Consider the following 13,263-nt stretch of genomic DNA (forward strand, 5'->3'; position numbering starts at 1 on the left):
GCTCGACGACGTGCCCTTGCGCGCCGTCACGTCGGCGGCCCGCCTACCCACAGGAGATAAGCATGAATACATCGCAACGCCCCGCGACCGAGGCGCCCCGGCTGGCTGTCGTGACCGGCGGCGGCACGGGCATCGGCCTGGCGTGCGCCCGCCATTTCGCCGGCCTGGGATGGCGCGTGATCGCGCTGGGCATGGACCGCGAGGACAGCGCCGCCCCGGGCGTCGCGTTCTCGAAACTCGACGTCACCGACGAGGCCGCCGTGAAGCAGGCGGTGCAGGGCCTGGACGGCATCGATGCGCTGGTCAACGCGGCCGGACTGATCCGGCACGAAGGGCGTGAATGGGAGCCCGAGGGCTTCCGGCAGGTGCTGGAGGTGAACCTCGTGGGCACCCAGCTCGTGACCATGGCCTGCAAGGACGCACTGGCGAAGCGCCAGGGCGCGGTGGTGAACTTCGCGTCGATGTTCAGTTGGTTCGGCTCGCGCAACAACCCGTCGTACGCGGCCAGCAAGGGCGCGGTGGTGGCGCTCACGCGCTCGCACGCGATGGCCTTCGCCGAGCTCGGCATCCGCGTGAACGCGGTGGCGCCGGGCTGGATCGACACCCGGCTGGCCAGCGGCGCCATCCACAACCCCGACCGCGCGCCGGGCATCCTCGCGCGCATCCCGGCCAAGCGCTGGGGCGCGGCCGAGGAGGTGGCCGACGTGGTGGGCTTCCTCAGCACCGCGGCGTCGCGCTACGTGACCGGCGCGCTGCTGCCGGTCGACGGCGGCTTCCACATCGGCTGACGAAAAAAGCCGAGGCCGGCGCGCGTGCGCCGCCTCGGCCTTCTCCGGAGCCTCAGACCTCGAGCAGGATCTTCCCGATGTGCTCCGAGGACTCCATCAGCGCATGCGCCTCGGCCGCCCGGGCGATCGGGAACACGCGGTGCACCACGGGCGCGATCTGCTGGCTGCTCAGCAGCGGCCAGACCCGTTCCTGCAACTCGTCGGCGATGCGAGCCTTGTCCGCCAGGCTGCGTGGCCGCAGCGTGGAGCCGGTGAAGTGCAGGCGCTTGACCATCAGCGGCGTCCAGTCCAGTTCGACCTTCGAGGCCTCGAGGAAGGAGATCTGCACCAGCCGGCCCTCGACCGCCAGCGCCTGGAGGTTGCGCGCGATGTAGCGGCCGCCGACCATGTCCAGCACCACGTTCACGCCCTGGCCGCCCGTGGCCTCGAGCGCGACGGCGACGAAGTCCTGCTCGCGGTAGTTGATCGCGAAGCTGGCGCCGGCGTCGCGGCAGGCCGCTGCCTTGGCCGCGCTGCCCGCGGTGCTCAGCACCGTGGCGCCGAAGGCCCTGGCCAACTGGATGGCCGTGAGCCCGATGCCCGAGGAGCCGCCGTGGACCAGCACGCTCTCGCCGGCGCGCAGGCCGGCGCGCTGGAACAGGTTGGTCCACACGGTGAAGCAGTTCTCCGGCAGCGCCGCGGCCTGCAGCAGCGACAGGCCCCGCGGCACGGGCAGCACCTGCCCCTGCGGCGCGACCACGTACTGCGCATAGCCGCCGCCGTTGGTCAGCGCGCAGACCGCGTCGCCGACCTTCCAGCGCTCCACGCCTTCGCCCAGCGCGACCACCTCGCCCGACACCTCGAGGCCGAGGATCTGCGAAGCGCCGGGCGGTGGCGCGTAGAGGCCGGCGCGCTGCAGCGCCTCGGGGCGGTTGACGCCCGCGTACGCGACGCGGATCAGCACCTCGCCCGGCGCGGGCACGGGCCGCGGGCCGCTGGCGATCTTCAGCACCTCCGGACCGCCGCCCGCGCCGTGGTCGACGTAGTCCATCAACGACAGCGTGCTCATGCCGCGGCTCCGCTGCGCACCGAGTCGGTGGTGCCGCCGGCCAGCGCTGCGCGTGCCACGGCCTCGATGCCCGGGCCGTCGAGCCGGTAGTGCGCATAGAGGTGCGTGGGCGGCGCGATCAGGCTGTACTCGTCGTGGATGCCGTGGCGCACCAGGCGCGCGCCCGTGCCCTCGTCGGCCAGCACCTCGGCAACCGCGGCGCCGAGGCCGCCCAGCACGTTGTGCTCCTCGACGGTCACCAGCAGCTTCGAGCGGGCCGCGGCCTTCAGCACGGCCTCGCGGTCCAGCGGCTTGATCGTCGCCATGTCCAGCACGCCGACCGAATGGCCCGCGGCGCGCAGCGCCTGGGCCGCGTCGAGCGCACCCTTGACGGCCATGCCGCAGGCGATCAGCGTGAGGTCCGTGCCCTGGCCGTGCTCGATGGCCTTGCCGATGACGAAGGGCGTGCCCTTCTCGTAGACCTCGGGCTCGCGGCCGCGGCCGATGCGGAAGTAGATCGGCTCGGGCCAGTGCACCGAGGCCTTGATCGCGGCCGCGAACTGCGGGCCGTCCGCGGGCGAGATCACCGTCAGGCCCGCGATCGCGCGCGTGGTCGAGATGTCCTCGGTCGCGTGGTGCGAAGTGCCGTAGAAGCCCAGCGAGATGCCGGTGTGGTGGCCGACCAGGCGCACCGGCAGCTTGCTGTAGGCCACGTCCATGCGGATCTGCTCGCAGCACAGCAGGCCCAGGAACGACGCGAAGGTCGCGACGAAGGGCATGTAGCCCGTGGTCGCGAGCCCGGCGGCGGCCGTCACCATGTTCTGTTCCGAGATGCCGAACTGCGTGAAGCGCTCGGGGAAGCGGGTGGCGAACTTGTTGAGGCCGTTCGAGTACTGCAGGTCGGCCGAGCCGGCGACCACCGGATGGCCTTGCTCGGCCAGCTCGATGAGCGCGTCGGAGAAGTAGTTGAGGCCCGGCGTGATGGCGTTGAGGGCGCGGTACTGCCAGGATTCGGTGCTGAGAAGCTTGCTCATTTTCAGATGTCCTTGTTCATGATCTCGGCCACGGCGGCCTCTGCGTCGGCGGGGGCGAGGTAGCCCAGGTGCCAGCCCGGCTCGGTCTCCATGTAGGAGACGCCGCGGCCCTTGATGGTCTTGGCGATCACGCAGGCGGGGCGGTCGCGCGTCGTGTCGGCGCGCAGGCGGCGCAGCAGGGCGGTGAGCGCGCCCAGGTCGTGGCCGTCGACCTCGTGCGTTTCCCAGCCGAACGCGCGCCACTTCTCGGCCAGCGACTCGACGCCGATCACGTCGTCCACCTTGCCGTCGAGCTGGTAGCCGTTGCGGTCCACGATGCCGATCAGGCGCGACAGCTTGTGGTGGGCGGCGAACAGGGCGGCCTCCCAGACCTGGCCCTCCTGCATCTCGCCGTCGCCCACCATCGCGAACACCGCGAAGTCCTTGCCCTGCATGCGGCCGCCCAGCGCCATGCCGGCACCGGCGGACATCGCATGGCCGATCGAACCCGAGCTGAAATCGATGCCCGGCACCTTGGTCATGTCGGGGTGGTCGCCCAGCGGGCTGCCCAGGCGGGTGTAGTCGTCCAGCGAGGCCTTCGGGATGAAGCCCTTCTCCGCCAGGATCGGGAACAGGCCGACGGCCGCGTGGCCCTTGCCCATGAGGAAGCGGTCGCGGTCGGCCCATTGCGGCTCGCCCTCGCGCAGCCGCATCACGTCGTAGTAGAGCGACGAGAAGATCTCGGCGCAGGAGAACACCGAGCTGTAGTGCCCGACCTTCGCGATCTCGATCAGTCGGATGGTCTCGAGGCGCACGAAGCGGGCCTTCTCCCGCAGCAGCGCGATCTGCTCGGGGGAGGGCGTGAAGTCCGCGCTCGGCGCGGCGGTGGCGGGGGTTGGGGTCATGGGTCTTCCTTTTGTGGACTTAAATATATGATATATCTTCTTTCGGGACAAAGGCGGGCGCCTTCCTTTCGTCCCCGCTCAGAGCCCCAGATAGCTGGCGCGCAGGTGCGGGTTGTGCAGCAGTTCCGCGCCGGTGCCGGTGAGCGCGACGGCGCCGTTCTCGAGCACGTAGCCGCGGTCCGCGATCTTCAGCACCATCTGCACGTTCTGCTCGATCACCAGCACCGCCAGGCCGCGGTCGCGGATGCGCACGATGCTGTCGAACAGCCGCTGCACCATGATCGGCGCCAGGCCCAGCGAGGGCTCGTCGAGCGCCAGCACCTTGGGCAGCGCCATCAGTGCGCGACCCACCGCCACCATCTGCTGCTGGCCGCCCGACATGGTGCCGGCCAGCTGGCCGCGCCGCTCGGCCAGGATCGGGAACAGCTCGAACACTTCCTCCAGCGTGCGTTGGCGAACCGCCCTGGCGTGCGCGCTGCTGGCGCCCACGAGCAGGTTCTCCAGCACTGACATCTCGGTGAACAGCTGCTTGCCCTCGGGCGACTGGACGAAGCCCTGGGTCACGATGTCGTGCGGCTTGCGCCCGACCAGCGATTCGCCCGCGAGCTGGATCTCGCCGCGCGTGGCGCGCAGCAGTCCCGACACGGTGCGCAGGAAAGTGGTCTTGCCGGCCCCGTTGGCGCCGATCAGCGCGGTGATGCTGCCGGGCGCGAGTTCCAGGTCGACGCCGCGCAGCACCTGCTGCTCGCCGTAGCCGGACCAGACGTTCCGGGCGCTAAATATCGTTGCCGGCATAGCCTTCTCCAAAGTAAGCGGTGAGCACGCGCGGATCGTTGACCACGTCGGCCGGCTTGCCGTCCGCGATCAGCGTGCCCTGGTCCATCACGATCACGCGGTCGGACAGACCCATGATCACCTTCATCACGTGTTCGACGATCAGCACCGAGATGCCCTGGTCGCGCACCTTGTGCACCAGCCGCACCATCTCGCCGGCCTCGCTCGGCGTGGCGCCGGCCACGACCTCGTCCATCAGCAGCAGGCGCGGCCCGGTGGCCAGCGCGCGGCCCAGTTCGAGCTTGCGCTTGTCGAAGGCCGTGAGGTCGCCCGCGTCGTGGTCGGCCCGGGCGGACATGCCGAGGAAGTCGAGCATGCGCTCGGCCTCGGCGCGCGCCTTCGAGCGCGTGGGGTGGCGGGCGAAGGCGCCCACCATCACGTTCTCCAGCGCCGTCAGGCCGCCGAAGGGCCGCGAGATCTGGAAGGTGCGGGCGATGCCCGCATGGCAGATCTGGTTGGGGTTCATGCCGGCGATGTTGCGGCCCTCGAAGCGCACCTGGCCTTCGTCCAGCGGGTGGAAGCCCGCGATCAGGTTGAAGGCCGTGGTCTTGCCGGCGCCGTTGGGGCCCAGCAGGCCGAGGATCTCGCCCTGCCGCAGGCTGAACGAGACGTCGCGCACCGCGTGCACCCCGCCGAAGCGCTTCTGCAGGCCCTGGACCTCGAGCATGGCGTTGCCGATGGCGCTCATGGGCGCACCTCCTGGACGTCGATGGCGGGGGCCGGACCGGGCTTGCGCAGGCCGCGGCGCGTGAGCCATTGCTGCAGCGGCGCGATCACGCCCTTGGGGAAATAGAGCACCGCAACCATCAGGATGGCGCCGTAGATCACCAGGTGCAGGCCGGGGAAGCGGCCGCCGAACCAGGCGCGGGTGATCTCCGCGATCGGGTGCAGCAGCAGCGCGCCCAGCACCGGACCGAGCACGGTGCCCTGGCCGCCGACGATGGCCATCAGCGCGGTGTCGATCGAGAACTCCATGCCGAGGTTGCGCTCGGGATTGATGTAGCGGAAGAACTGCGCGTAGAACGCGCCGCCCAGCCCGGTCATGAAGGCGCTGATCGCGAGCGCGGTCAGCGAGCAGCGGGTGCCGTTGACGCCCAGCGCGGCCGCGCCGTTGGGGTCGCCGCGCACCGCCTTGAGGTAGTAGCCCAGGCGCGAACGCTCGAGCACCACCGTGGCCAGCAGCATGATCACCAGCATCGCGAGCGCGATGTAGTAGTAGGGCACCTTGCCCTCGAACTGGAACACCTGCCAGCCGAGGTCGCTGGGCGGCACCACCAGGCCCTGCGCGCCCTTGAGCGGGATGCCCATGAACTCGTCGGTGTTCTCCAGCCAGATGCGCACGATCTCGGCGAAGGCGATGGTGGTGAGCGTGAAGTAGGGGCCGCGCAGCTTGAAGTTCGGGTAGCCGAGGATCACGGCCAGGATGGCCGCGAGCAGGCCCCCGGCCAGCATGCCGAACCAGGGCGACCAGCCGAGCTGGGTGTAGAGCAGCACGGTCGCGTAGCCGGCCAGGCCGGCGAAGACGGCATGGCCCAGCGAGAGCTGGCCGACGTAGCCGCAGACGAAGTTCCAGGCCGACGCCATGTAGGCGAAGTACAGGATCATGGTCAGCGAGTGCAGCAGGTAGGCCTCCTGCACGAAGAAGGGCAGCACCAGCGCGATCGCCAGCAGGGGCAGGCCCAGGACCGCGGTGATGGAGCGGCGGGATGTAGACATGGAATTCCTTCAGATCTTGCGGCCAAGCAGGCCGTTGGGCCTGAACAGCAGCACGGCGATGAACAGGCCGAACGAGAAGATGGCGGCCGAGGTCGCGGTCACGTATTGCGAGGCCACCGACTCGAACACGCCGAGCAGCAGCCCGCCGAGGATCGAGCCCGGGATCGAGCCGATGCCGCCCAGCACCACGACCAGGAAGGACTTGACGCCGAACATCTGGCCGACGGTGGGCGTGAGCGACAGGAAGGGCGTGAGCAGCGCGCCGAACAGCCCCAGGATCGCGGCGCCGATGCCGAAGGTGTGGTTGTAGACGCGCTGGATGTCCACGCCGCTCAGCGCGGCCGCCTCGCGGTTCTGCGCGGTGGCGCGGATCGCGCGGCCGCTGTCGGTGTGGCGCAGCGCCCACCAGAGCGCCGCCGCGACCAGCACGCCCGCGGCGCAACCGATCAGCCGCGGGATGTTGACCGGCAGGCCGGCGACCAGCAGCGAACCGCTGGCGAACTCGACGTTGGCCGAGCGCACGTCCGGGCCGAAGCCCATCAGCACCAGGTTGTCGAGCACCAGGTAGAGGCCGGTGGTCAGCAGCAGAGCGCCGAGCGGCTCCACCACCAGCGTGGACTCGCGCCGGATCAGCGGGGCGATCACCACGGACTGGGTGAAGTAGCCCAGCAGATAGAGGAAGGGCACGGTCACCACGACCGAGGCGTAGGGGTGCCAGCCGAACGCAGCCCAGAGGCCCCAGCTCGCGTACATGGCGACCATGAGGAAGGAGCCGTGCGCGAAGTTGATCACGCGCAGCACGCCGAAGATCAGGCTGAGCCCGAGCGCGATGCCGCCGTAGATGCCGCCCAGCAGCAGGCCGTTGACGACGGCGTAGAGAAGAATCAGGGGATCCATAAAGGCTTTCGAAGCCCGCCGGGCCGTGGCCCGGAGAGCGAGGGGGTGCGAAACGCGAAGCCGCCCGGCACCGGGCCGAGCGGACGGACAGGCGCGTCGGTTCGCGCGGGGCTCAGCGACGTTCGGGCAGCGGCCAGACCGGGGTCACGCCGGCCAGCCGGTTCGCGGCGGGCCAGACGGTGCGGCGCTCGCCGCCGTGGTTCTGCGAGATCACGCCGTGGGCGAAGGTGTTCTGGCCGTTCTCGTCGAACTTGATGCGCTCGTAGCCGGTGATCAGCGCCGGGCCGCTGGTGATGTCGGTCGCGGCCAGCGCGGCGCGCAGCTTCTCGCGGTCGGCGCTGCCGGCGCGCTCGAGCGCATCCTTGACGATGTAGACGTTCGACACGCCCTGGCCGCCGTAGGCGTTGATGCTGTAGCCGATCGCGGCCGTGAAGCGCTTGTCGGCGTCGATCGACGCGGCGTCCTTGGTGGCCCGCATGATGTCGATCTGGAAGTCCTCCTGCACGAACATGTTCTCCACCGTCTTGGGCGACACGGCCTTGTAGAAGTTCGGATCCTCCGAGCCGCCGCCGACCGAATGCACGCCGTAGGGCACGTAGACGCCGGCCTCGCTGAACTGGCGGGTGAACAGAATGTGGTCGGGCGTGTAGGCCACCACGATCAGCGCCTCGGGCTTGGTGGCGCGGATCTTCAGCAGCTGGGCCGAGAAGTCCGACTGGTTCGGCGGATAGGACTCGTCGAGCGAGATCTGGTAGCCGCGTTCCTTGGCCAGCTTCTTGACGTTGGCCGAATGCGAGCGGCCCCAGTCGGTGCCTTCGTAGAACAGGCCGATGGTCTTCGGTCCCTTGCCGGTTTCCTTCTTGAGCATGTCGATGGCGTCGAGCTGCTCGCGGGCGTCGTAGGTTGCTTTGTTGTTCGGGCGGAACACGTACTTGAAGTTGCGCTCGGTGATCTCGTCCTTGACCGCGCCCGTGACCAGCCAGGGCGTCTTGTAGCGCTCGGCGAGCTCGGTCGCGGGGAAGGTCACGCCGCTGTTGTAGGCACCCACCACCATCGCGACGTTTTCGCGCGTGATCAGGCGCTCGGTCTCGGCCACGCCGACGTCGGGCTTGGACTGGCTGTCGGCGAAGAGGGGCACCAGCTTCGCGCCGCCCATCGACTTGACGCCGCCGGCCGCGTTGATCTGCGCGACCGCGACTTCGGCGCCGACCTTGGTCTGGTTGCCGATGGTCGCCGCGCCGCCGGACAGCGGCAGCACGAAGCCGATCTTCACGTCCTTGGCCTGGGCCGAGGCGAGGGCGCAGAGGCCGCCCAGGGCCATGGCGGTTGCCGCCATGGCCAGCGCGCGGAACGCGCCCGGTTTCGTAGATTGCATGGAGTGTCTCCTGGTGGATGGGGGAATGGGGTGGAAGAGAACGGGACTCAGCCCCGCGGCCCGAGGACGAACTCGGCCAGCAGTTGGACCTGGGTCTGGACCATGTGGACGCCGCGGTGCACGCGCAGCCCCAGGTCCGAAGCGCGCTGGAGCAGCGCGGTGGTGTCGGGCTGCATCACGACCTCGGCGACCACGGTCGCCGGGCCGAGCGTGGCCGGGTCGAAGGGCAGGGCGTCGCCCGCGTGCAGGCCCAGGGCGGTGCCGTTGATCGCGAGGTCGAGCGCCGAGGGGTCGGCGAGCGTGGCGTGCACCGTGACGTTCGGATAGAGCGCGGCCAGCTCGCGCGCCAGCGCTTCGGCCTTGGCCTGGGTCCGGTTGACCAGGTGCAGATGGGCCAGGCCCTGGTGGCACAGCGCGTGCGCGATCGCGGTGCCTGCGCCGCCGGCGCCGAACAGGGCGGCGCGCCGGCCGCGGATGTCGATGCCCTGCGAGACGAGGCCAGAGACGAAACCGATGCCGTCGTACATGCGGCCGACGAAGCGGCCGTCGGCGCCGCGTCGCGCCACGTTGCACACGCCCATGTGCAAGGCCGCGCCTTCCAGCGAATCCACCAGCGCGGCGACCGGCGCCTTGTGCGGGATGGTGACGACCACGCCCGCGAGGTTCTCGATGTGACGCAGGCTCTGCCAGGTCGACTGCAGGTGCGCGGGCGGTACCTTGAGCGCGAACATCACCGCGTTGAGGCCGCGGGCCGCGCAGTAACTGTTGAACAGCGCCGGCGTGCGCACATGCTCCGAGGGATAGGCGAGCAGCGGCACCAGGCGCGTGTGGCCGTCGATGGTCGGGTAGGCAGCGGACGGAAGGGGGACGGGGGATTGCACGGATGTCTTTCAAGTGTTGAGATGTATGATATATCCTGCGTCATGCGCCATATCTGGGGTTTACCCAGGCCCCCTCGTCACTCAAGGAGACAACCCGATGACCCCATCCCCCACCGCCGCTTCCGTCGGTGCTCCGCGTCCGCGCGTGTTCGGTGCGCCGCTGCGCTACATCCAGGGCCCGGGCGCGCTCGATGCGGTCGGCGCGCAGGCCGCGCTGACCGGAAAGATCGCGCTGCTGGTCGCGGACCGCGTGGTGCTGCAACTGGTGGAGCCCAAGGTGCGCGCCTCCTGCGCGGCCACCGGCGTGCGGCTGGAGGTCGCGCTGTTCTCGGGCGAGGTCACGCCGCCGGAGATCGAGCGCCTGTGCGCCCAGGTCCGTACGCTCGCGCCCACCGCCGTCATCGCCGCGGGCGGCGGCAAGGGCATCGACATCGGCAAGGCCGTGGCCCACGCGCTGGGCGCCGAAGTGATCAGCGTGCCGACGGTGGCCTCCAACGATGCGCCGACCAGCAAGATCTATGTGGTCTACGACGAAGCGCACCGCCTGCTCGCGGTCGAGCACATGGCGCGCAACCCCAGTGCCGTGATCGTCGACACCGAGCTGATCGCGCGCGCGCCGGCGCGCCTGCTGCTGGCGGGCATCGGCGATGCGGTCTCGAAGACCTTCGAGGTGGCCCAATGCCAGCGCGCGGGCGGCGCCAACATCTACGGCGGCGCCGGCACGCTGGCCGCGAGCGCGCTGGCGGCGCTGTGCTACGACATGCTGCGTGCGCACGCACCCGCCGCGCTGCGTGCGGTGGAGCGCCAGCAGCCCGACGCCGCGCTGGAGAACTGCGTGGAGGCGGCGGTGCTGCTGTCGGGCATGTGCTTCGAGAACGGCGGCCTGTCGATCGCCCATGCGATGACGCGTGGCCTGACCGCCGTGCGCGGTGCGCGCGATGCGCTGCACGGGCTGCAGGTGGCCTACGGCCTGCTGGTCCAGCTGGTGCTGGAGGAGCGCGACACGGCTTTCGTGCAGGAACTGGTCGGCTTCTACCGCGGCATCGGCCTGCCGACGTCGTTGGGCGACCTCGGCGTGAGCGCGCCGACCGCGGCCGAGATCCGTCAGATCGCGGAACTCACCATGACCGCGCCGCATGTGCGCAATTTCCAGCGCCCGCTCGACGCGGCGCAGATCGCCGCCGCGATCCACGGCATCGAGGCGGAGCAGGCGGTCGCGGCCTGAGGTGCGCGCGAGCGGGCTGCCGCTCATCCCGAAGACCCTAGTGCTTCGGCGCGGCGGTCGCCGGCGGGACCGCTTCGATGCGCTGCCGCACCGCGTCGGGCCAGGGCACCGGGCGGTGCGTGCGGTCGTCGCACAGCACCGTCGTCACGCGGGCCTCGAACAGCGCCTGCGCCGGGCCCTCGAGCCGGCAGAGCACCTCGGCGCTGGTGCGGCCCAGGCGCAGCACCCGCATGCGCATCTGCAGTTCGGCGTCGCGGGGCGCCGGCCGCAGGTAGTGCACGTCGAGGCGCAGGATCACCTGCGAGCAGGCGCCGGTGCCCGGCGCGGGCAGCCCGACGGCCACCGCATGCTCGTTGCGCACGTCCTCGCACCAGCGCAGGTAGGCCAGGTGGTGCACGTGGCCCAGCGCATCGAGGTCGCTCCAGCGCACCTGCACGCGCAGGCTCCAGTCCCATGGGGGCGGAGCCTCCCCTGGAGCGTCCTCAGGCGACGCCCATGCAGACATACTTGAGTTCCATGTAGTCGTCGATGCCGTGGCGCGAGCCTTCGCGCCCCAGGCCCGATTGCTTGATGCCGCCGAAGGGCGCCTCGGCGGTCGAGATCAGGCCGGTGTTCACGCCCACCATGCCGAACTCCAGCCGCTCGGCGATGCGCCAGCTCCGGCGCAGGCTGCGCGTGTAGATGTACGAGGCCAGCCCGAACTCGGTGTCGTTCGCGATCCGGACCGCCTCGTCCTCGTCGGCGAAGCGGATCAGCGGCGCGAGCGGGCCGAAGGTCTCCTCGCGCGCCACCAGCATCGCGGAGGTGACGCCGGTCATCACGGCCGGCTCGAAGAAATTGCCCTCCAGCCGCCGCCCGCCGACCGCCAGGGTCGCGCCGCCGGCCAGCGCATCGGCGATGTGCTCCTCGACCTTCTGCACCGCCTTGGCGTCGATCAGCGGCCCGACCTGCACGCCGGGCGCGACGCCGTTGCCGACCCGCAGCGCCGCGACCCGCGCCACCAGCCTGGCGGCGAAGGCCTCGTAGACCGCGTCGTGCACGAGGATGCGGTTCGCGCACACGCAGGTCTGGCCGTTGTTGCGGAACTTGGCGACCATCGCGCCTTCGACGGCCGCGTCCAGGTCGGCGTCGTCGAAGACGATGAAGGGCGCGTTGCCGCCGAGCTCCAGCGACAGCTTCTTGATGGTGGGCGCGCTCTGCTGCATCAACTGGCGGCCGACTTCGGTCGAACCGGTGAAGCTGATCTTGCGCACCCGCGGGTTGGCCGTGAGTTCGCCCGCGATCTCGCTTGCGCTGCCGGTCACGATGTTGATCACGCCCGGCGGAATGCCCGCCTGCTCGGCCAGCACCGCCATGGCGAGCGCGGAGAAGGGCGTCTGCGAAGCGGGCTTGACCACCATGGTGCAGCCGGCGGCCAGCGCCGGGCCGAGCTTGCGCGCCAGCATGGCGTTGGGAAAGTTCCAGGGCGTGATGGCGGCGCAGACGCCGATGGGCTGGCGCAGCGCGACCAGGCGGGTGTCGGCGTTGGCGGAAGGAATCACCTCGCCGTAGGTGCGGCGCGCTTCCTCGGCGAACCACTCGATGAAGCTCGCGCCGTAGGCGACCTCGCCGCGCGCCTCGGCCAGCGGCTTGCCCTGCTCGGTGGTCAGGATCAGCGCCAGGTCGTCCTGCGCGGCCATCAGGCGCTCGAACCAGTTTCGCAGCAGCGCCGAGCGCTGCTTGGCCGTCAATGCGGCCCAGGCCGGCAGCGCGGCTTCGGCGGCCTCGATGGCCTGCCGCGTGGCGGCACCGGACATGCGCGGCACCTGGCCGATGGTCTCCCCGGTGGCGGGGTTGCGCACCGTGAGGGTCTCCGGGGCGTCGAGCCAGGCGCCGCCGATCAGTGCCTGCTGGCGGAACAGCGTGGGGTCCTTGAGGCCTTGCATGATGGAAATGTCTCCTTTGAACGAATGATGATGCATGATATATCTTTTGACTCCCAAGCCATGCCATGAAGCTGTTCCATTCCCCCGCGTCGCCCTTCGTGCGCAAGGTCACGGTGACCGCGATCGAGCTCGGACTGGCGGCCAGGATCGAGCCGCTGCCGGCCGCCGCCAGCCCCGTCCGGCCCGACCTCGCGGTGGCCGCGCACAACCCGAGCGGCCGCGTGCCGACCTTGCTGACCGACGACGGCCTGGCGCTCTACGACTCGGCCGTGATCTGCGAGTACCTCGATGCGCTCGACGGCCGGCAGCGCGTCTTTCCCGCGCCGGGTCCGCTGCGCTGGCGGGCGCTGCAGGCGCAGGCGCTGGGCAATGGCCTGCTCGAGGCCGCGCTGCTCGCACGCTATGAAGGCACGCTGCGGCCCGAGTCCTGCCGCTGGCCCGCGTGGACCGAAGGCCAGCTGCGCAAGGTGAGCGCCTCGCTGGACGCGGCGGCGGCCCATGTCGCGGACGCCGACGATGCCTTCGACATCGGTCACATCACGGTCGCCTGCGCGCTGGGCTACCTGGACTTCCGCTTCCCGGACCTGGCCTGGCGCGAAGGCCGCTCGGAGGTGGCGGCCTGGTTCGAGGCGGTGCGGCAGCGTCCTTCGATGGTGGCGACGCAGCCCGCCTGACGC

The 13,263-nt window shown here is 70.5% G+C and carries 14 protein-coding genes; 3 read left to right on the top strand and 11 right to left on the bottom strand.

What is annotated here, in order from left to right; all coding sequences use genetic code 11:
- The first annotated feature begins 62 nt into the window (after positions 1-62).
- Complete coding sequence (locus QTI20_RS12005) at positions 63-788, top strand: SDR family NAD(P)-dependent oxidoreductase (protein ID WP_286551121.1); 726 nt, start codon at positions 63-65, stop codon at positions 786-788.
- Between the two features lie 52 nt (positions 789-840).
- On the opposite strand, the gene QTI20_RS12010 is transcribed toward QTI20_RS12005, so the two are convergent.
- From QTI20_RS12010 to QTI20_RS12050, 9 genes are all read right to left on the bottom strand, one after another.
- Positions 841-1,818, bottom strand: coding sequence for an NAD(P)H-quinone oxidoreductase (locus QTI20_RS12010; protein WP_503011419.1), 978 nt, complete (start codon positions 1,816-1,818; stop codon positions 841-843).
- 14 nt (positions 1,819-1,832) lie between these two features.
- Positions 1,833-2,849, bottom strand: a complete 1,017-nt coding sequence (locus tag QTI20_RS12015; RefSeq protein ID WP_503011393.1) for a transketolase family protein — start codon at positions 2,847-2,849, stop codon at positions 1,833-1,835.
- Between the two features lie 2 nt (positions 2,850-2,851).
- Positions 2,852-3,667, bottom strand: coding sequence for a transketolase (locus QTI20_RS12020; protein ID WP_503011420.1), 816 nt, complete (start codon positions 3,665-3,667; stop codon positions 2,852-2,854).
- A 144-nt stretch (positions 3,668-3,811) separates the two neighbouring features.
- Positions 3,812-4,528 carry an ABC transporter ATP-binding protein gene (locus tag QTI20_RS12025; protein WP_286551125.1) on the bottom strand — a complete coding sequence of 239 codons (717 nt, stop codon included), beginning with the start codon at positions 4,526-4,528 and terminating at the stop codon, positions 3,812-3,814.
- Positions 4,509-5,255 (bottom strand): ABC transporter ATP-binding protein, encoded by a 747-nt coding sequence (locus tag QTI20_RS12030; protein WP_183025370.1) that lies wholly within the window; start codon positions 5,253-5,255, stop codon positions 4,509-4,511. Before QTI20_RS12030 ends, QTI20_RS12025 begins: the two co-directional genes overlap by 20 nt.
- Positions 5,252-6,283 carry a branched-chain amino acid ABC transporter permease gene (locus tag QTI20_RS12035; RefSeq protein ID WP_286551127.1) on the bottom strand — a complete coding sequence of 344 codons (1,032 nt, stop codon included), beginning with the start codon at positions 6,281-6,283 and terminating at the stop codon, positions 5,252-5,254. Before QTI20_RS12035 ends, QTI20_RS12030 begins: the two co-directional genes overlap by 4 nt.
- Positions 6,284-6,292: 9 nt before the next feature.
- A complete protein-coding gene (locus QTI20_RS12040; RefSeq protein ID WP_286551129.1) occupies positions 6,293-7,180 on the bottom strand; it encodes a branched-chain amino acid ABC transporter permease in 888 nt (295 codons plus the stop codon).
- A 112-nt stretch (positions 7,181-7,292) separates the two neighbouring features.
- Positions 7,293-8,555 carry an ABC transporter substrate-binding protein gene (locus QTI20_RS12045; RefSeq protein WP_286551131.1) on the bottom strand — a complete coding sequence of 421 codons (1,263 nt, stop codon included), beginning with the start codon at positions 8,553-8,555 and terminating at the stop codon, positions 7,293-7,295.
- Positions 8,556-8,602: 47 nt separating this feature from the next.
- Positions 8,603-9,436: a shikimate dehydrogenase family protein gene (locus QTI20_RS12050; protein ID WP_286551133.1), complete on the bottom strand. Its 834-nt coding sequence runs from the start codon at positions 9,434-9,436 to the stop codon at positions 8,603-8,605.
- 97 nt (positions 9,437-9,533) lie between these two features.
- On the opposite strand from QTI20_RS12050, the gene QTI20_RS12055 reads away from it, so the two are divergent.
- Complete coding sequence (locus tag QTI20_RS12055; RefSeq protein WP_286551136.1) at positions 9,534-10,661, top strand: glycerol dehydrogenase; 1,128 nt, start codon at positions 9,534-9,536, stop codon at positions 10,659-10,661.
- Positions 10,662-10,698: 37 nt separating this feature from the next.
- On the opposite strand, the gene QTI20_RS12060 is transcribed toward QTI20_RS12055, so the two are convergent.
- The gene (locus QTI20_RS12060; RefSeq protein WP_286551137.1) at positions 10,699-11,097 is read right to left on the bottom strand and encodes an acyl-CoA thioesterase; all 399 of its coding nucleotides are present in this window, start codon (positions 11,095-11,097) and stop codon (positions 10,699-10,701) included.
- Positions 11,098-11,143: 46 nt separating this feature from the next.
- Positions 11,144-12,586 (bottom strand): NAD-dependent succinate-semialdehyde dehydrogenase, encoded by a 1,443-nt coding sequence (locus tag QTI20_RS12065; RefSeq protein ID WP_286551139.1) that lies wholly within the window; start codon positions 12,584-12,586, stop codon positions 11,144-11,146.
- Positions 12,587-12,651: 65 nt separating this feature from the next.
- Here QTI20_RS12065 and QTI20_RS12070 point away from each other — a divergent pair, with 65 nt between their 5' ends.
- Complete coding sequence (locus QTI20_RS12070; protein ID WP_286551140.1) at positions 12,652-13,260, top strand: glutathione S-transferase; 609 nt, start codon at positions 12,652-12,654, stop codon at positions 13,258-13,260.
- The last annotated feature ends 3 nt before the right edge of the window (positions 13,261-13,263 follow it).

The organism is Variovorax sp. J2P1-31 (assembly GCF_030317215.1).
Classification (GTDB): Bacteria; Pseudomonadota; Gammaproteobacteria; order Burkholderiales; family Burkholderiaceae_C; genus Variovorax.

What these genes read in the sequence shown, in the direction of transcription:
- QTI20_RS12005 (WP_286551121.1), top strand. Translation starts at nt 63, where the DNA reads ATGAATACATCGCAACGCCCCGCGACCGAGGCGCCCCGGCTGGCTGTC.
- QTI20_RS12010 (WP_503011419.1), bottom strand. Translation starts at nt 1,818, where the DNA reads ATGGACTACGTCGACCACGGCGCGGGCGGCGGTCCGGAGGTGCTGAAG.
- QTI20_RS12015 (WP_503011393.1), bottom strand. Translation starts at nt 2,849, where the DNA reads ATGAGCAAGCTTCTCAGCACCGAATCCTGGCAGTACCGCGCCCTCAAC.
- QTI20_RS12025 (WP_286551125.1), bottom strand. Translation starts at nt 4,528, where the DNA reads ATGCCGGCAACGATATTTAGCGCCCGGAACGTCTGGTCCGGCTACGGC.
- QTI20_RS12030 (WP_183025370.1), bottom strand. Translation starts at nt 5,255, where the DNA reads ATGAGCGCCATCGGCAACGCCATGCTCGAGGTCCAGGGCCTGCAGAAG.
- QTI20_RS12035 (WP_286551127.1), bottom strand. Translation starts at nt 6,283, where the DNA reads ATGTCTACATCCCGCCGCTCCATCACCGCGGTCCTGGGCCTGCCCCTG.
- QTI20_RS12040 (WP_286551129.1), bottom strand. Translation starts at nt 7,180, where the DNA reads ATGGATCCCCTGATTCTTCTCTACGCCGTCGTCAACGGCCTGCTGCTG.
- QTI20_RS12045 (WP_286551131.1), bottom strand. Translation starts at nt 8,555, where the DNA reads ATGCAATCTACGAAACCGGGCGCGTTCCGCGCGCTGGCCATGGCGGCA.
- QTI20_RS12055 (WP_286551136.1), top strand. Translation starts at nt 9,534, where the DNA reads ATGACCCCATCCCCCACCGCCGCTTCCGTCGGTGCTCCGCGTCCGCGC.
- QTI20_RS12065 (WP_286551139.1), bottom strand. Translation starts at nt 12,586, where the DNA reads ATGCAAGGCCTCAAGGACCCCACGCTGTTCCGCCAGCAGGCACTGATC.
- QTI20_RS12070 (WP_286551140.1), top strand. Translation starts at nt 12,652, where the DNA reads ATGAAGCTGTTCCATTCCCCCGCGTCGCCCTTCGTGCGCAAGGTCACG.